This window comes from Microbispora sp. CA-102843, from assembly GCF_050936215.1.
Taxonomy (GTDB): Bacteria; Actinomycetota; Actinomycetes; order Streptosporangiales; family Streptosporangiaceae; genus Microbispora.
On the sequence record NZ_JBNJNF010000001.1, the window covers coordinates 7,647,709 to 7,664,476 of the forward strand.

The window sequence follows — 16,768 nt, forward strand, 5'->3', positions numbered from 1 at the left end:
CGTCACAGGCGAGCGAGCAGGGCCAGGATCGGCTTCTCGTAGAGGGTCGCCCCGGAGCGGCGGACGAGAGCGAGCGCGGCGCGCAGGCGGCGGGCCGCGTCCTCGCGGTCGTCCAGGGCGAGCGCCAGGCGGGCCAGGCACAGGTCGGTCACCGACCAGCCGAGCAGGCGGCCCTGATGCGGCAGGAGCAGGTCGTGCAGCGCCGCCGCCGCGGCCGTGTCGCCCAGGGCCAGGCACACCTCGCTCAGCAGGTCGGGGATGAACCGGTAGGCGAGGTCGCCCCGCATGCCGGCGAAGCCGTCGCGGGCCAGCCCCGCGAGGACCTCCACGGCCTCATCTCTCCTGCCGAGGTCGAGCAGGGCCGCGCAGCGCAGCACCCGCCATCCGGGCTGGCCGCCGGGCCGCCGCGCCAGCGCCTCCTCCGCCAGCGCCAGCGCCGCCGCCGCGTCACCCCGCGTACGCGCTTCCAGGCAGCGGAACACGCGGGCCCGGCTCTCGGCGTGGTCGCGGCCGAACGCGCCCTCCGGATGGAGCCGGGCCGACTCCTCCGCCTCCGCCAGAGCGCGGCCGGGGTCGCCGCGGAGATAGGCGTGGATCGCCGACAGCCAGGCGGTGAGACTGAGCAGGGCGGGCTGCCTGATCCTGCGCGCGGTGTCCGACAGCCACGTCAGCAGCCGGTCCGCCCGCTCCAGCTCGCCCTGTTTGACCAGCTCGACGTGCTCGGCCTCCCGGGCCAGCCATTCGGCCACCAGGTCGCCGGTCCGGCGGGCCACCTCGGCCATCTCGTCGATGGCCGCCTGCCGCTCGGCGTGCCCGGCGACCCCCCGCGAGAGGATCTCGTACGCGCTCAGCGCCCGCAGCAGCGACCTGTCGTCCTCCCGCAGGCGGGCCTCCCTTACGGCCTCGGCCGCGAGTCCGCAGCTCTCCTCCACCGGCCGGGTGAAACAGCCCGTGATGGCGAAGGCCGCCAGAAGCTGGGACCGCCAGGGCGAGCCCTCCCCCTGGCTCCGCAGCGCCCGCTCGATCCGCCCGGTCAGCGCGCCGCCCGCGGACCATTCCTCGTACATCGCCCACGACAGCGGATCGGAGAACCCGAGCGCGGCGCGGGCCAGCCGGTCGTCGTCCCCGAGAGCGTCGGCGATCTCGGCCGCCTCCTCCAGCGAGGCGTGGACCTGCGTGCTCATCCCGGCCGCCGACCGCGCCTCGGCGAGGCCGAGCAGCAGGTCACACCGCAGCACGCGGCTCTCCCTAGCGGCGGTCACGGGCAGCTGGGCGGTGAGGGCGACGGCCTGCCGCAGGTGCTCGACGGCGTCCTCGTAGGCGAACTGGGCCATGGCGTGGGCGGCCGCCTGCCGGGCGTACTCGATCGCCTTGGCCGCCATGCCGGAGATGACCAGGCCCTCGCGGTAGTGGTGCGCGAGCTCGGCCAGGTGTGTGCCGCGCCGTTCGAGCACGGCCGCGATGCCGGCGTGCAGGCGGCGCCTGCGCAGCGGGGCGAGGCCGTCGCGCAGCACGTCGCGGACGATGTCGTGGGCGAACCTGTAGACGAGGTCGTGCTCGGTGAGCAGGCGCGCCCGGACGGCCGCGTCGAGCACGTCGAGCACCTCGTCGCGCGGCACGTCCATCACGTCGTGCACCACGTCGAGCAGCACGTCCAGCGGGGCGTCGCGGCCCAGCAGCGCCGCCGCCGACAGGACACCGGGCGCGCCCGGCGATATCGCCGCCATCCTGCCGCGCAGCACGTCCGCGACCGCGCCCGGCACCTCGCCACCGTCCAGGTGGACGAGTTCGCCCAGGAAGAAGGGGTTGCCGCCGGTCCGCCTCGCCACCTCGGCCGCCCGCGTGGCGTCCGCGCCCGCCCGACGCAGATACTCGGCGATGGCGTCCTCACCGAGGCCGCCCAGCGTGATCCGCTCGACGTGCGGGAGCCGTACGAGCGTGGCGAGCGTGCGGGCCAGCGGCCCGCCGACCTCCGTGTCGCGGTACGTCGCGATCACGGTCAGCTCCGGGCACGCCCGCGTGGTGGCGAGGAACTCCAGCAGGCGCAAGGACGAGGCGTCGGCCCACTGCAGGTCGTCGAGGACGACGAGCACCCTGCCGTGCGCCGCGGCGTGCTCCGCGACGAGCCGGGCGAACGCCTCGTACAGCGCGAACTCCCCGGTCGCGCCGAGCATCTCGGCCAGTTCGCCGTGCCGTCCGGTGAGCTGCCGTACGGCCTGGGCCCAGGGCCAGAACGGCGGCGCGCCCGTGCCGTCCCAGCAGCGGCCGAAGACCGCCACGGGCGCGTGCGCCGCGGCGTCCTCCGCCAGGCTGGTCTTGCCGATGCCCGGCTCGCCCGCCACGAGCACGATCCGCGGGCCGTCCGCGGTGACGGCGCGGCGCAGGGCGCGTGATTCGGCCGCCCGCCCGATGAGCGCACCCTCCCGCTGTCCGGGGCCGTCCGTGTCCGCCCCGTCACCGGGCACGGAGGTCGCGACCGCACCGGGCACGGTGGGCGCGGCGGCCACGGGAGCGGGGTCGCGGGGAGTCGCGGGCGGGGGCGTCAGCGCGGGGTCCTGCTCCAGGATCCGCCGCTCCAGCTCGCGAGAGCCCGGATCGGGGTCGAGGCCGAGTTCGCCGACGAGCAGCCGGCGGCCCTCGGTGAGCAGGGCGAGCGCGTCCGCCTGACGGCCGGCCTGATAGAGGGCGTGCGCGCCGAGCCTGCGCAGCCGCTCGCGCAGGGGATGCGCCGCCACGAGCCTCGTCAGCTCGGGCACCAGCGCCCGCCCGAACCCGAGCGCGAGCTCGGCCTGGGCCACGTCCTCGACGACCGAGAGCCTGAGCTCCGCCAGATGGGCGATCTCGTCGCGCGCCCAGGGCTCGTCCTCGAACCCCGCCAGCGGCTCGCCCCGCCACTCCCGCAGAGCCAGGCGGAACTGCCCGGCGGCTCCCGCGTGGTCGCCCGCCTCCAGCAGCCGCCTGCCCGCCGCGACGGCCGCCGCGGCACGACCGAGGTCGAAGCTCTCGGGTGGCAGCTCGATCGCGTACCCGCCGGGCCTGCTCACCAGCACCGACGGCTTCGCCCTGCGCACCCGGCCGGGTTCGAGCACGCGGCGCAGCTTCGACACATACGCCTGCACGGTGTTGACGGCCCCCGGCGGCGGCTCCTGTTCCCAGAGCGCGTCCATGATCCTGGCCGTGCTCACCGGACGCGGCGCCGCCAGCACGCACAGGGCCAGCACCGCCCGCTGCTGGGACGGCCCGATGTCGAGCGGCGTCCCCCCGTCGTCGAGCACGACGACCGGGCCGAGCACGCGGAACTCCAACGCGATCCCCTCCGGTTGCGGTCCCCCGAATGTATCCCGCCCCAGTCGGGCCTTTCGGACAATCCGGCGGACGATCAGCGGACGATCGGCGGCAAAGGGTCAGTGACGGGAGCCGCGGGCGCGCCCCAGCAGCCGGCGGCGCGGGCTGGCGGCCCGGCCGTCGGTGTGCAGCCAGAGGTTGACGCCGGTTCCTCCGAGCGCCGAGGGCTCGATGCGCACTCCGCCGCCCGTCGACTCGGCCAGGCGCCGGGCGATGTCGAGGCCGAGCCCGGTGGAGCCGGCCCCGCTGTTGCCCCGCCGCAGCGCCTTCTCCGGATCGGGGATGCCCGGGCCCGCGTCCGCGACGAGGATGCCCACCATGCCGCTCCCCCGGTGCAGGGTGACGCGGAAGGCCGTGCCCTGCGGCGTGTGGCGGAAGACGTTGCCGAGCAGCGCGTCGACCACCGCGCCGAGATCAGCGGCTGCGACCGGCACAGGGCTGGGCTCGTCCGCGCCGACGAGCTGCCACAGTCGCGCCTGGTCCTCGGCCAGTGCCGACCAGAAGGCGAGCCGTTCCCGCAGCACGAGCGCGGCGTCGCAGCCCGCCGGCACGGCCCTGGACGGCCGCCGGGCGGCTTCGATGATCTCGTCCACGGCCTGTTCGAGCCGGTCGATGGCGAGCCTGCGCTGCTCGGCCTCCGGACCGGTGCCGCCGAGGTTGAGCCGCAGCGCGGTCAGCGGGGTGCGCAGCCGGTGCGACAGGTCGGCGGCGAGTTCGCGCTCGGCCGCGAGCAGTCCCGCCACCTGGTCGGCCATCGCGTTGAACGCCCGTCCGGCGGCCACCAGCTCGGGCGGGCCGTCCGGGACGATGCGCACCGTCAGGTCGCCCGCTCCGAGGACCGCCGCCGCCTGCCCGAGCCTGCGGGCCGCCCGGACCACCCGGGCCCCGAGCCGGTCGGCCACCACCACCGACCCCACCACCAGGGTGACCGCGACGCCGGTCAGCACGGCCCAGGAGGTGGACACGCCCTTCCTCGCGTCCGCCTCGGGCGCGTACACCTCGATGACGACCCGCCGGCCGCCGCCCAGCGCGACCGGCCTGAGCAGCACGTATCCCTTGCTGACCGGCACGGTCCTGGCGCTTTCCGCCGCGCTCGCGACGTCGGCGGCCGCGACCCGGGAGCGGCCCACCGTACGCCCGCCGGGGAGGTGGACGGCCAGGCGCGAGGTCCCCGCCGGAGTGCTGGCCAGCGCGCGCTCCAGTGCGGCCGCGTCGTCGGTCACGACGAGGGCGGGCACGATCGTGGCGGCCTGGCGCTCGGCGTCCGCGAGCGCGCGGCTCTCGGCGATCTCCTTGACCGCCACGGCCAGCGGGATGAGGAAGGCCAGCGCGACCATCGCCGTCACGGCCACCGCCACCAGGGCCAGGCTCCGTCTCACCGCCGCTCCCGGGCCTCGGGGCTCAGCCCTCGGCAGGCGGGCTGAGGCGTACGCCGACGCCCCGCACGGTGTGCAGATATCGGGGGCGGGAGGCGCTCTCGCCGAGCTTGCGCCGCAGCCAGGACAGGTGGACGTCGATCGTCTGGTCGTCCCCGTACGACTGCCGCCACACCTCGGCCAGCAGTTCCTTACGCGAGATCACGCGGTCGTGGCGGGCGGCGAGGTAGGCCAGCAGGTCGAACTCCCTGCGGGTGAGGTCGAGCGACACGCCGTCCAGGCGGGCCTCCCTGCGGTCGGTGTCGACGACCAGGCCGCCGACCCTCGCGACCGACGACGGCGCCCCGGGCCTGGCCCGGCGCAGCACGGCCTCCAGGCGGGCGTTGAGGTGGTCGCCGGAGAACGGCTTGACCAGGTAGTCGTCCGCGCCGTCGCGCAGCAGGCGGACGATCTCGGCCTCGTCGTCCCGCGCGGTGGCCACGATGACCGGTACGTCGGAGATCGCCCGGAGCATCTTCAGCGCCTCCGCGCCGTCGAGGTCGGGCAGCCCCAGGTCGAGGACGACCACGTCGGGGGCGACGTGGGCGATCTCCCGCAGGGCGTCGAGCGCCCGGCCCGCGCTGCGGACCGCGTGGCTGCGCCCGGCCAGGTCGCGGATGATCGCGGACCGGACGAACTCGTCATCCTCAACCACCAGAACGGTCGCCATGGGGCAGAAACGTACACTCCCGCCCGGTACGGCGTCCCGGGAAGAGCAATCCGAAACACGGGGATTTGTGGCTATTTAAGGCATGCACAAATCCATAGAGGTTGCCCGAAAACAATCGAGCGGCCAATCGGATGGCGAGATAGAGTGAGCGGCCACATGAGAAGGGCCGCCGGTTACTTGATCGCCTGGTGCGGGGCCACCGCACTCGCCGTGGGCGTGTCCTGGCTCGGCGTGCGCGACGTGCTGCGCAGCGCGATCCTGGACGAGGCGCCGCTCGCGCCCGTGGTGGCCGTCGCCGCGCCCCTGTCCGCCTCGGCGGGCGCCCCCGTTCCCACCCCGCAGGACACCCCGGACGGCGGGGCCTCCGGCGGCCCGTCCGAGAAGCCGACCGTGGAGCCGACCTCGGGGCAGACCGAGGAGCGGCCCTCCGCCGGCGCGACGCCCGGCCGCCCGTCCCCCACCCGGCCCACCGCCGCTCCGGTGCGGACCGCGCGGACCTCCCCGGCTCCGCGCCCGGCCCGTGCCACGCGACCGGCGAGATCGACGGAGTCCTCGCCCAGCCCCCGGCAGCGCAAGGCCGCCGCCGGGGAGAGCCTGCACACGTTCACGCTGAAGGGCGGCCGGGCGACGATCGCGGTGACCTCCGGGGACTGCCGCGTCGTGACGGCGACCCCGAACGACGGCTACGAGGTCAAGGTCTGGGAGGCCGACCAGTGGCTGCGGGTCGCGTTCCTCCGGGGCACCCACGAGTCGTCGGCGTTCTGCACGTGGAACGCCCTGCCGCCCAGACTCGACACGTACGAGAACTGAGGGGCCCCGGCCGTCCGGCAGGGGACTCAGTCCAGCAGGGCGCGGTACTTCTTGAGCTCCTTGACCTCGGCGCCCAGCGAGGTGGCGGTGGCGACGGCCAGCGCCTTGGCTCCCTCGAAGGCGCCGTCGGCCTGCTCGGTCCTGGCGAGCTTGATCGCGCCGTTGTCGTGCTCGATCATCAGCGTCACGTACTTCCGGTCGAAGGACGGGCCGTTCAGCTTGGCGAGCGCCTCGATCTCGGCCCGCGTCTGCGCGCCCGGCATCTTGTGGTCGCGCGGCAGCGGCTCCGCGCCCCACATGTCGAGCCAGTCCTTGAACGTGCGGATGTCGGTGTCGCGAGCCGTGGCGACCTTCGCCGCGAACTCCCTGACCCACGGATCGCCCGCCCGCGTCTGCGCGAACCTGGCCATCTCCAGGGCCTGGAGGTGGTGCGGGACCATCTGCCGGGCGAACGCCACGTCGGCGGCGTTGGCCCCGGCGGACGGCTTCGCCGCGCCGGTCTCGTCCGGCGTGGCGCTGAGCGGGGCGTCGGGGGTCGGCGTGGCCTCGGGGCTCGGCGTGGCCTCCGGGGTGAGCGCCGTCCCCGGAGTGGTGGCGGGCGCGGCGGCGGTCGGGACCGCCGGGGCGGGCGAGGCGGCCCCGCCCGCCAGGTCCGGCGCGCCGCATCCGGCGAGCAGGGCCGTCACGAGCACGCCCGTTAACGCGCTCGGTAACGCGGCCGTCACACGAGCCGTCACAGCGGGGAGCCGGCGGATAGTGGTCGTCACTGGAGGGCCTTTCCGGTTCTGGCTCGGGGACGGACCGCGCCGGCCGCCGGGGCCGGGCGCGATCGGGTCCGTCCGTGATCCCTATGACGCAGGACCCTACCGCCGGGCGGCGGTTCCGGCCGCCGTCACGTGGCGTTTCGGCATATTTACGGTGATTATCGGACAAGCTGGGCATCACGTGTCAAAATTCCCATTCGCTTCCCTGTATCACCCCTGTGCTCTAGCCTCCAACTGTGCCAAAGGGGAGCGAAACTCTACGAAAGGTTTCACACCGAGGAAACCTCTGTTGACACGAGCGAAACAGTGATACTTTCGCTTGGGAGCGCTCCCAAGCCGTGTGAACCTTCGGGCCGAGGAGACCGGATGGCCGATCTTCCCACCCTCGCAGAGGTAGCCGCCGCAGCCGGCGTCTCCCCGGCAACAGCTTCCCGGGTCCTGACCGGCTCGGTACGCGTGACCACGTCGACCCGCCGACAAGTCCACGACGCGATGTCGCGTCTGGGCTATGTACGGCGCCGCGCCCCCAGGGGATCCGCGGGCAGGCGGGCCGAGCAGATCATCGCCGCGGTCGTCTGCGAGCACAGTCCACGCCTTTTCACCGAGCCGTTCTACGCCAGGCTCCTGTCCGCCTGCGAGGAGGTGCTGACGACGCATGGGGTCCCGATGGTCGTGATGACCGCGACCCCTGCGACGGCCTCCATCGCCGCACCGCCGCTGGTCGCGGGCGCCGTCGACGGCGTCCTCCTGATCGGGGCACGCGCGCGGCACCCCCTCGCGGTCACGCTGGCGGCCTCGGGCGTCCCGGTGCGCTGTGCCGGGCGGCCGCCAGACGGCATCGACCTCCCGTTCGTCGACATGGACAACCGTGACGGCGGACGGCAGGCGGCCGAGCACCTGCTGCTCAGCAACCGCAAGCACATCGCCACGATCGCCGGGCCGCCGACCCTGCCGGCCGCCCGCGACCGGCTGGAGGGCTTCCGGCAGACGCTTCGCGACGCCGGTGTGCTCGACATGCCCGTGGCGTACGGCGACTTCACCCACGCGTCGGGCGCGCACGCCATGCAGTGGCTGCTGCAACGGGCGCCGCACCTCGACGCCGTGTTCGCGGCGTCGGACGTGATGGCGGCCGGGGCGATGCAGACGCTGCGCCGCGCCGGGCGGAAGGTGCCGGACGACGTGGCCGTCATCGGGTACGACGACGCGCCCGTGGCCAGGCACACCTCTCCGACGCTGACCACGGTCCGGCAGCCGGTCGAGGAAATGGCCACGCTCGCCGCTCGACTGCTTCTCATGACACTCGGGGACGGGGACAATCCCAAGGGCAATCCGGTGCTGCCCACGGAACTGGTGGTTCGTGAATCGGCCTGAGCTTCGAGAAGGCGACGTCCTGACCCGTCGTTATCTGCTCCAGGAGCGCATAGCGACGGGCGGGATGTCGGTCATCTGGCGTGCCTTCGACCAGTCACTTCAGCGCATGGTCGCGATCAAGGTGCTGGACGGCTCGCTCGACGACGACAATCCCGGGCGGGAACTCATGCGCCGGGAGGCCAGGGCAACCGCCCGGCTGATCCACCCGGACGCGATCGAGGTCTACGACTACGGCGAGACGGTCACGAACGGCGGCAGGCTGGCATCCTTCGTGGTCATGCGCCTGCTGGAGGGCCGGTCGCTGGCCGACCGGATCACCGAGGGCCCGCTGCCCTGGGCCGAGGCGGTGGAGATCGCCACCGGGCTGGCGAAGGTGCTGGCGGCGGCCCACGACCGGGGCATCGTCCATCGGGACGTCACCCCGGAGAACGTGCTGCTCGCCGACGACGGGCCCAAGCTGCTCGACTTCGGCATCGCCGCGTTCATCGGCGAGGCCGACGACCAGCTCGTCGCCGACTTCGGCACGCCGCCGTACGTCGCGCCGGAGCGGCTGAAGGGGACGACGGCCGACCCGGCCGTGGACGTCTACGCGCTCGGCGTGCTGCTGTTCGAGATGCTCACGGGCGCCCTGCCCTACCCGGAGAAGACCTGGGAGGCGATCGAGGCGGCACGGCGGGAGGGACCGCCACCTGCGCCCGAAGGGGTGCCGGGCCTGCCGCAGGAGGTCGCCGACCTGTGCCGGCGCTGCCTGTGCCCCGACCCCGTGGACCGGCCGAGCGCGCGGGCGGTCGCCGCCGCCCTGACCGCGGTGAAGAAGCCGCCCGGGCCACGTGGGGCCGGCTGGGGCGCCGCCGCCGTCGGAGCCGCGGCCCTGGGCGGCATCCTCTGGTTCACCCAGACGGGCGGCCCTGAGGTCGGAGCCGCCGCCGTCCTGCCCAGCCCGTCACCCGCGTACGCGCAGGCCACCGCCTCTCCGCCGCCGCGGGCCGAAGCCGTCGCCGAACCCCGGCACACGGTCGCGCCCGTCGCGGACCCCGTACGCACGGCCGCGGCTCGGCACCACCCCTCCCCCTCGGTCAGCGTCAAGGTCGTCGCGAAGGACCGGCACGCCGGAGACACCGTCAGGCGGCCGAAGACCTCGGCCACCCGCAAGTCCGACGTGGCGCCACTGCCGCTGGCCACCACGGCCGCGCCGCTGCGGGTCGACACCGCGGTCCGGCAGTTCAGCCTGCTCCTGGATGGTGCCGAGGCCACCCACGACATCGACGACGACGTCGCGCTCGACCTCAAGCAGGTGCTGCGCAACGCCGTCGGCAACGGTCAGGGGCTGTCCACCATACGTACCAAGATCGAGGTCCGGTACCAGGAGGGACGGCTGCCGCTCACTTTGAAGGGGGAACTGCTGGCCGCGCTCGACCGGGTCGAAGCCGCGCTCACCGAGGCCAGCGACACCTGAAGTGGGAGCGCTCCCAGAACAACCCTCTGTTGAGTTCGGTCAGGACCAAAAGTCCGACCGTGTCCGTTAAGCGTCCGCATCGCGACCGAAATCATCGTCTACTGCCGTTGGGCCGGCCGACGACGCCCAGCCCCGGCACGGCGGATGTCTGGTTCCGTCTGATCGTCGCGAGCCACGCCGGTGCGCCGTCGTCGTGATATCTCGTCTGAACCCGGTCCGGTTCGATGGTCGCGACCTTCCATCCACTGCCGGGATTGAACGCCGCTCTCAGCTCATCCTGACTGACGGGGTGCGGGCCGGCATCGGGGCCGTCGTCGCTGAAGCACAACACGTACAGGGTTCCACCGTGTTCGGTCACCGACGCCAGACTCGTCGCGAATTCGGATCGCTCGTCGCCGTCGAACGTGTGGAACAGCCCGCAGTCCAGCACCGTCTCGAACCTGCGCCCCAAACGCTCCAGATGGAGAGCGTCGGCCGCGGCGAACTCGACCGCGATCCCACGGTCGCCGGCCTTCGCCCGGGCGATCGCCACAGCCGTCTCGGCCACGTCGACACCCAGAACCGGCGATCCCAGCGAGGCGACGTGAAGAGCGTTCTCCCCCGTCCCGCAGCCCGCGTCGAGAACCGCTCCGGTGAATCCGCCTTCGGATGCCAAACGCACTATCGCGGGCTGCGGCCGTCCGACGTCCCAAGGCGCGGGACCGTCGTGGTACGACGCGTCCCAAGGCAGTCCCGTCATCCGTTCATGACTGGTCGGATGCCGACCGCCGAACGGATCGTCGGCGAGGCTTTCCGATCGCTCCTGCAACTTCTTCCCCTTCCCTCAACTGATCTTTCCGCCAGATTCGACAACGGGTCCGCCCGGGTCACCCCCTTGCACAGGGAAGGTAAAACCGGATAAGTCGTTGCCCCATGAGCGGATTCAAGAAGTTCCTCATGCGGGGCAACCTGGTGGAGCTCGCTGTCGCCGTGGTCGTGGGCGCGACGTTCAGCGGACTCATCCAGGCCCTCGTTCAGGACCTGATCACCCCCCTGATCGCGGCCATCTCCGGCGGGAAGCAGCCCGACTTCTCCAGCTACAAGTTCACCCTCAACGGCGCGGTGTTCAAGTACGGCGACTTCATCAACCACCTGCTGACGTTCCTGATCGTCGCCGCCGTGATCTACTGGCTGGTCGTCCTGCCGATGACCCGCTTCCTGGCCCTATTCGACACCAAGAAGGAGGCCACCGAGAAGAAGTGCCCCGAGTGCCGGTCGGACATCCCCGTCGACGCCCGGCGCTGCGCCTTCTGCACCGTTGAACTGTCCACCGTCCCGGTCGCCGAGAAGCCCCCTGCCTGAGCACCATCGGCATTTGGTGCGGGCCGTAGGGCCGTTCGTCTGGCTGTTCCAGGCATCCCGCGGGGACGGCTCCGATCGCGCAAGGCGCCGGGCTCACCCGACCAGCGGCCGCGACTCTGATTGATCTCTCCGGAACAGGCGCCTTCCCGCCTTTGGCGTCAGGAGGACAACGGCCGCCGCTGCTATCGGCACGGCGGCGACCCACCACTTCCGCCTCGACCTCGCCGAAACCGGCGATATACGCCTCTCCGGTCTCTCCTGCCAGGAGAGACCGGAGGGCTCCAGAGTCAGGGCTCTGCGGTATTCGCTGTCAACGATCTCGTAGAACTTCCTCTCGGCACGAGAATCTCGCGTTCCTTCATACCAGTCGCCCCGCGCTTGCTCCCACCAGTCTCTTCCGGATTGGCTTGTGAACATGCCTCTGAGCATTTCTTTCCGTAAGGGCGACTCGAGCACCACCCTCTCCTCGAAGGCAAGGCGCATGTAGTTCATCCATAGCACCGCATAGAAATGCTGTCGAACGTCATCGTCGGTCGCGTGCCCGGCAGCGCCTATGACTGGCCGATACAGAGACGGATTCTCCATTGCCATGCGGAGCAGGTCTCGATGTATGTTCCGCACCACCTGCACCCGAGCAGACCTGAGTTGCGATGCCTGCAGCATGAGCGAGATAGCGATGGCGACGAACGCGAGTGCGGCGAGTACAGCCGAAGCCCCTCCGTAGGTCTCACCGACCTGCCCGACAAGGCCCCAATCTATCGCGATCACTCTCGAAATCAGGTCCAAGAACATAGGAGATGCCACGACCACGATCGCCACCAGCAAGGCCACTGTTAACCAATAGAGATAGCGCCTCATCTTCCCCTCCGGATCGCGAACACTTTTCCTCAGGACCTGAACCGTCGCTCCGAGCCAAAATACAGACCCACAGGGTGGCACGTATAGCAAAAGGACTCCCAGCCCCTATTGAGGCTGGGAGTCCAATTCGTACCGGCTTCAGGCCGGGTCGCTTTGACCTGGGTACTTACCAGGGGGAGGGGGCGGGCGGGGGGACGACCGGTGGGCGGTCGTCGCAGGTGATGGTGTTGGGCAGCATCCAGGGGGCGAGCCAGCCGCCGTCGTTGCCGCCGAGGTCGGTCAGGGAGAACTCCGACCCGGTGGGCGGGAAGTTGAAGGACCCGCAGTTGTTGACGCCCACTGCGCCGACGTTGCGGGCGTCCACGTTCTCGAAGGACGCCGAGCCCTTCACGCGGGCGCTGACCACGGAGGTGCCCGTGCCGTCGACCCGGATGTCCTTGAAGCGGACCTTCGGGATCGCGTACAGGTCCTTCACCGACCACTCGCTGACCAGCATGATCGCGTTGTACGTGCTGTCCAGGTAGTGGTCGCCGCTGACCTCGATGTCGGCGCCGATGTCCTTCTCCAGGGCGTAGAACCAGATGGCCCCCAGGCCGATCTTCCAGTTCAGCTCGAACGTGCCGGCCCGTACGGTCGTGTTGCCGGCGATGCGGAGCTTGCCGGCGAACGGCTCGGCGCCGAACCGGGAGCCGACCTGGATGGCGCTGCCCTCCCTGATCGGGTCGGCGATCAGGTTGTTCGAGACCGTGTTGTCCGTGCCGCCGTAGATCGCGACGCCGTTGGCGAGCACAGGCGTCTGGATCGTGTTGTGGTCGAGCGTGTTGCCCGCGTCGGCGGTCTTGTCGGACCACATGGCGAGGGCGTCGTCACCGGTGTTGCGGAAGAAGTTGTTCGACACGACGGACCCCGTCACGCCGGTGTGGAAGTTGAGCCCGTCCGCGATCTGGTCGACGATCACGTTGTTGGTGATCTTGAGGTTGCGCATCGGGCCGTCGAACCACATGCCGACCTTGGTGTGGCGGATGTAGAGCCCGTCGATGGTCGAGTCGCTCATCGCGCCGCCGACGCCGTTGACCTGGTCGGTGTCGATCCGCTCGCGGACGTCGCCCTCGATGGCGAAGCCGGACAGGTGGACGTTGCGGCTACCGCCGGCCGAGGCGTCCTTGCCGTAGAAGCCGACACCGGTGTGCACCGAACCGTCCGGGGCCGGGTTGTCCAGGTCGACCTGGCGGCCCTTGATGATCGTGTACCAGCTTCCGGCGCCCGTGATCGTCACGTCGTCCACGACGATGTGACGGTTCACCTGGTAGGTGCCCGGCGGGATGTAGACCTTCAGGTGCGCCCGTTTGGCGAAGGCGATGGCCTTGTCGATCGCCCCGGCGGAGTCGCGCCTGCCGGTGGGGTCGGCGCCGAAGACCAGCACGTTCGCCGCGACGACCTCGACGCGCGGCAGGCCGATCAGGTGCGAGTCGAGCAGGTCGACGACCGTCCACGCGGCCTTGCTCCCGGCCGGGACCGTCAGCCGCACCGTGTCGCCCGCCCGGTACGTACGGCCGAGCAGGAGGCGCTGCTCGTCGTAGAAGTGGTTCGGGCGGAACGGCTTGGCGATCTCCGGGGCCGGCGTGGTGGCGTCCGGCACGCAGGAGCACTCGGTGATCCACCAGTCGGGGTGCAGCAACCCGGCGTTCGGATCGTTCGAGAACGGATACTGGTTGTAGAGCCAGGCGTACTGCGACGTGAGGGTCATGGTGGCCCGCTTGTGGCCGTCGACCGCGACGTCGAGCGGCGCGGTGATGCCGCCGCCCCCGGGAGCGTCCGGGATGCTGTACCGCACGGTGATCGCGTTGGCCGCCTTGGGCAGCGTGAACTCGACGTACTGCCCGGGGGTCAGCTTGACCGCCTTGCGGCCGGACGCCTCCGCGGGCAGCGTGTACGCGTCGCGGCCGGGGCCGATGATCGTGCCGTTCGTCGTGGCGTTCTCCGCCTCCTGCTCGGCGAAGTCGACCTCGGCCCCGCGCCCGGCGACGAGTGCCGGGTCGAGCGCGGCCCGCGTCACGACGGGCGCCTTCGCCGAGGCGGACGCCGGGGCCTGGAGTGCCACGAGCCCCGTGACGGCGACGGCCGCCGCCAGCAGAATCCTCATCGGGCCTCCATGATCCAGGCCGCGGTGTCGGACGGGAGCAGGCCGCCGTCGAGCGGACCGCTGGCCAGCAGCACCGAACCCGCCTCCGGGAGCGCGACCGGCTCGGCGCCGAGGTTGACCAGGCAGACCAGGCCGGAGTCGCGGCGGAACGCGATCACCTCGTCCCCGTACGGCAGCCAGGTCAGCGTGCCGTCACCGAGCAGTTCGCGGCGCAGACGCAGGGCCGAGCGGTAGAGGCAGAGCATCGAGCCCGGGTCGGACTCCTGAGCCTCCACGGTGAGGTCGCGCCAGCCGGCCGGCTGCGGCAGCCAGGGCTCGCCCGTGCTGTATCCGAAGGGCGGCTCGGTGTCCGACCACGGCAGCGGCACCCGGCAGCCGTCGCGACCGCGGACCGTGTGGCCGGAACGCTCCCACATCGGGTCGTCGATGAGCTCCTCGGGGATGTCCTCGACCTCGTTCAGACCGAGCTCCTCCCCCTGGTAGACGTAGACGCTCCCGGGCAGCGCCATCGCGAGCAGCGCCGCCGCCCGTGCCCGGCGACGGCCGAGATCCAGGTCGGACGGCATGCCGTCCCGGCGCTCGGCGTTGTCCCAGGACGTGACGGCCCGGCCATACCGGGTGACCGGACGGGCGACGTCGTGGTTGGACAGCACCCACGTCGCGGGCGCGCCGATCGGCACGTGGGTGGCGAGGGTCAGGTCGATGCTGCCGCGCAGCGCGGCCGGCTCCCACGCACTTGACAGGAAGTCGAAGTTGAACGCGGTGTGGAGCTCGTCGGGGCGCAGGTAGTTGGCGAACCGCTCCTGGTCGGGCAGCCACACCTCGCCGATGAGAATCCGCCCGCCGTAGGAGTCGGACACCCGCCGCCACTCGCGGTAGATCTCGTGGACCCCGTCGTGGTCGGTGTACGACTCCTCCACGCTGTCGAGGTCCTTGACGAGCACGGCCGCGGAGTCGATGCGTACGCCGTCCACGCCCCGGTCGAACCAGAACCGCAGCACGTCCAGGAACTCCTGGCGTACGACGGGGTTGTTCCAGTTGAAGTCGGGCTGTTCGGGGGCGAACAGGTGCAGGTACCACTCGCCGTCCGGCACCTGCGTCCACGCCGGGCCGCCGAAGATCGACTGCCAGCCGTTGGGCGGGCCGTCGCCGACGCCGGGGCGGAACCAGAACCGCTCCCGGGCCTCCGAACCGGGACCGGCCGTCAGGGCCTCCTGGAACCAGGCGTTCTGGTCGGACGCGTGGTTGGGGACGACATCGATGATCGTACGGATGCCCAGGTCGTGGGCTTCCTCGATCAGCTTCTCCGCCTCTGCCAGGGTGCCGAAGACCGGCTCGATGCTGCGGTAGTCGGCGACGTCGTAGCCGCCGTCGGCCATGGGAGAGGGATACCACGGGTTCAGCCAGATGGCGTTGACGCCGAGATCCGCCAGGTAGGGCAGGCGTGACCGCAGCCCCGCCAGGTCACCCGTCCCGTCGCCGTTCCCGTCGGCGAAGCTGCGCAGGTAGACCTGGTAGATCGCGGCCCCGCGCCACCAATCGGGGGTCGAGGTGTTGCCGGGCATGCTGAATACAACTCCTTACGGGGTGACGAGTGCTGAGCGACGGGAGGTCTGTCAGCCCTTGAGGCTGCCGGCGGTGAGACCGGCCATGATGTGCCGCTGGAACATGAAGAAGACGACGATGGTCGGAATGCTCGCGATCACCAGGGAGGCGACCAGCACGTTCTGCGGCATCTGCGAGGAGAGCGAGGCGATGCCGATGCTCACCGACATCTTGTCGCTGTCCGGCAGGACCAGCAGGGGCCAGACGAAGTCGCGCCACACGTTGACGACGGTGAGGATGGAGACCACGCCGAGGATGGGCCGGGAGATCGGTATCACCACCGACCACAGGATGCGGCCCGGCGACGCGCCGTCGATCTCGGCGGCTTCGAGCAACTCCCTGGGGATCGAGTCGAAGAACCGCTTGAGCAGGAAGACGTTGAAGCCGTTGGCCGCGGCCGGCAGCCAGATCGCCCACGGCGTGTTGAGCAGGTTCCAGCCGAAGATCGGCACTTCCTTCACCGTCAGGTACGCCGGGAGCATGATGACCATGGGCGGGATCATCAGCGTAGACAGCATCAGGGCCAGCACGACCTTGCCGAGCGCCGGGCGGAGCTTCGACAGGGCGTATGCCGCCGAGACGTCCACCGCGAGCGTCAGCAGCCAGGCGCCGCCGGCGTACAGGGCGGTGTTGCCGAGCAGTGTGCCGAGGCCCAGCAGATCCCACGCTTCCAGGTAGCCGTCCAGGGAGAAGTGCGACGGCAGGAAGGTCGGCGGGATCGCGTTGAGTTCCTCGGTGGACTTCATCGCACCGGTGATCATCCAGTAGAGCGGGAAGACGAACGCGGCGGTGAAGCTCACCACCATGATCACCAGCACGATCCAGTAGATGGTCCGGCCGCGGGTCGTGTTGAGCTGGTGCGGCGAGACGGCGGTGCGGAACTGCGTGTTGATCGGCTTGCGGGGCCGCCGCTGCCCGCGGCGCTCGTGCCGGGCGGAGGTGGCCGGCGGCCTGGCCGAGCGGTCGGGCATGACCGTGGTGTTGGACATG

Annotated in this window: 13 protein-coding genes; 4 read left to right on the forward strand and 9 right to left on the reverse strand. The window is 71.4% G+C overall.

All coding sequences use genetic code 11. The features are described from left to right. Positions 1 to 2 precede the first annotated feature (2 nt). The 3 genes from ACQEVJ_RS35405 to ACQEVJ_RS35415 form a co-directional block, all read right to left on the reverse strand. Positions 3 to 3,305 (reverse strand): BTAD domain-containing putative transcriptional regulator, encoded by a 3,303-nt coding sequence (locus ACQEVJ_RS35405; RefSeq protein ID WP_433108769.1) that lies wholly within the window; start codon positions 3,303 to 3,305, stop codon positions 3 to 5. Between the two features lie 99 nt (positions 3,306 to 3,404). Continuing rightward, complete coding sequence (locus ACQEVJ_RS35410; protein WP_433108771.1) at positions 3,405 to 4,724, reverse strand: ATP-binding protein; 1,320 nt, start codon at positions 4,722 to 4,724, stop codon at positions 3,405 to 3,407. A 22-nt stretch (positions 4,725 to 4,746) separates the two neighbouring features. Then, positions 4,747 to 5,430, reverse strand: a complete 684-nt coding sequence (locus tag ACQEVJ_RS35415) for a response regulator transcription factor (RefSeq protein ID WP_433108773.1) — start codon at positions 5,428 to 5,430, stop codon at positions 4,747 to 4,749. Between the two features lie 156 nt (positions 5,431 to 5,586). Between ACQEVJ_RS35415 and ACQEVJ_RS35420 the strand changes: the two genes are divergently transcribed. Then, the gene (locus ACQEVJ_RS35420; RefSeq protein ID WP_433108775.1) at positions 5,587 to 6,240 is read left to right on the forward strand and encodes a hypothetical protein; all 654 of its coding nucleotides are present in this window, start codon (positions 5,587 to 5,589) and stop codon (positions 6,238 to 6,240) included. Positions 6,241 to 6,266: 26 nt separating this feature from the next. On the opposite strand, the gene ACQEVJ_RS35425 is transcribed toward ACQEVJ_RS35420, so the two are convergent. Further along, positions 6,267 to 6,977: a DUF305 domain-containing protein gene (locus ACQEVJ_RS35425; protein WP_433108777.1), complete on the reverse strand. Its 711-nt coding sequence runs from the start codon at positions 6,975 to 6,977 to the stop codon at positions 6,267 to 6,269. Between the two features lie 393 nt (positions 6,978 to 7,370). On the opposite strand from ACQEVJ_RS35425, the gene ACQEVJ_RS35430 reads away from it, so the two are divergent. After that, positions 7,371 to 8,375: a LacI family DNA-binding transcriptional regulator gene (locus tag ACQEVJ_RS35430; RefSeq protein ID WP_142624718.1), complete on the forward strand. Its 1,005-nt coding sequence runs from the start codon at positions 7,371 to 7,373 to the stop codon at positions 8,373 to 8,375. Then, the gene (locus ACQEVJ_RS35435) at positions 8,362 to 9,831 is read left to right on the forward strand and encodes a protein kinase domain-containing protein (protein WP_433108780.1); all 1,470 of its coding nucleotides are present in this window, start codon (positions 8,362 to 8,364) and stop codon (positions 9,829 to 9,831) included. The genes ACQEVJ_RS35430 and ACQEVJ_RS35435 overlap by 14 nt, the downstream gene beginning before the upstream one ends. Before the next feature lie 91 nt (positions 9,832 to 9,922). Here ACQEVJ_RS35435 and ACQEVJ_RS35440 read toward each other — a convergent pair whose 3' ends face one another. Then, positions 9,923 to 10,639 (reverse strand): class I SAM-dependent methyltransferase, encoded by a 717-nt coding sequence (locus ACQEVJ_RS35440; RefSeq protein WP_433108782.1) that lies wholly within the window; start codon positions 10,637 to 10,639, stop codon positions 9,923 to 9,925. A gap of 104 nt (positions 10,640 to 10,743) precedes the next feature. Here ACQEVJ_RS35440 and mscL point away from each other — a divergent pair, with 104 nt between their 5' ends. Further along, positions 10,744 to 11,172, forward strand: a complete 429-nt coding sequence (mscL, locus tag ACQEVJ_RS35445; protein ID WP_433108784.1) for a large conductance mechanosensitive channel protein MscL — start codon at positions 10,744 to 10,746, stop codon at positions 11,170 to 11,172. A 93-nt stretch (positions 11,173 to 11,265) separates the two neighbouring features. Here mscL and ACQEVJ_RS35450 read toward each other — a convergent pair whose 3' ends face one another. From ACQEVJ_RS35450 to ACQEVJ_RS35465, 4 genes are all read right to left on the reverse strand, one after another. Further along, on the reverse strand, positions 11,266 to 12,030 hold the full coding sequence (locus tag ACQEVJ_RS35450; protein WP_433108786.1) for a DUF6082 family protein: 765 nt from the start codon (positions 12,028 to 12,030) through the stop codon (positions 11,266 to 11,268). Between the two features lie 166 nt (positions 12,031 to 12,196). Further along, positions 12,197 to 14,173 (reverse strand): glycosyl hydrolase family 28-related protein, encoded by a 1,977-nt coding sequence (locus ACQEVJ_RS35455; RefSeq protein WP_433108788.1) that lies wholly within the window; start codon positions 14,171 to 14,173, stop codon positions 12,197 to 12,199. Continuing rightward, a complete protein-coding gene (locus ACQEVJ_RS35460) occupies positions 14,170 to 15,738 on the reverse strand; it encodes a glycoside hydrolase family 13 protein (RefSeq protein ID WP_433108790.1) in 1,569 nt (522 codons plus the stop codon). Before ACQEVJ_RS35460 ends, ACQEVJ_RS35455 begins: the two co-directional genes overlap by 4 nt. Positions 15,739 to 15,789: 51 nt before the next feature. After that, positions 15,790 to 16,767: a carbohydrate ABC transporter permease gene (locus ACQEVJ_RS35465; RefSeq protein WP_433108792.1), complete on the reverse strand. Its 978-nt coding sequence runs from the start codon at positions 16,765 to 16,767 to the stop codon at positions 15,790 to 15,792. Between the last annotated feature and the right edge of the window lies 1 nt (position 16,768).

What these genes read in the sequence shown, in the direction of transcription:
- ACQEVJ_RS35415 (WP_433108773.1), bottom strand. Translation starts at nt 5,430, where the DNA reads ATGGCGACCGTTCTGGTGGTTGAGGATGACGAGTTCGTCCGGTCCGCG.
- ACQEVJ_RS35420 (WP_433108775.1), top strand. Translation starts at nt 5,587, where the DNA reads ATGAGAAGGGCCGCCGGTTACTTGATCGCCTGGTGCGGGGCCACCGCA.
- ACQEVJ_RS35430 (WP_142624718.1), top strand. Translation starts at nt 7,371, where the DNA reads ATGGCCGATCTTCCCACCCTCGCAGAGGTAGCCGCCGCAGCCGGCGTC.
- mscL (WP_433108784.1), top strand. Translation starts at nt 10,744, where the DNA reads ATGAGCGGATTCAAGAAGTTCCTCATGCGGGGCAACCTGGTGGAGCTC.
- ACQEVJ_RS35450 (WP_433108786.1), bottom strand. Translation starts at nt 12,030, where the DNA reads ATGAGGCGCTATCTCTATTGGTTAACAGTGGCCTTGCTGGTGGCGATC.
- ACQEVJ_RS35455 (WP_433108788.1), bottom strand. Translation starts at nt 14,173, where the DNA reads ATGAGGATTCTGCTGGCGGCGGCCGTCGCCGTCACGGGGCTCGTGGCA.
- ACQEVJ_RS35460 (WP_433108790.1), bottom strand. Translation starts at nt 15,738, where the DNA reads ATGCCCGGCAACACCTCGACCCCCGATTGGTGGCGCGGGGCCGCGATC.
- ACQEVJ_RS35465 (WP_433108792.1), bottom strand. Translation starts at nt 16,767, where the DNA reads ATGTCCAACACCACGGTCATGCCCGACCGCTCGGCCAGGCCGCCGGCC.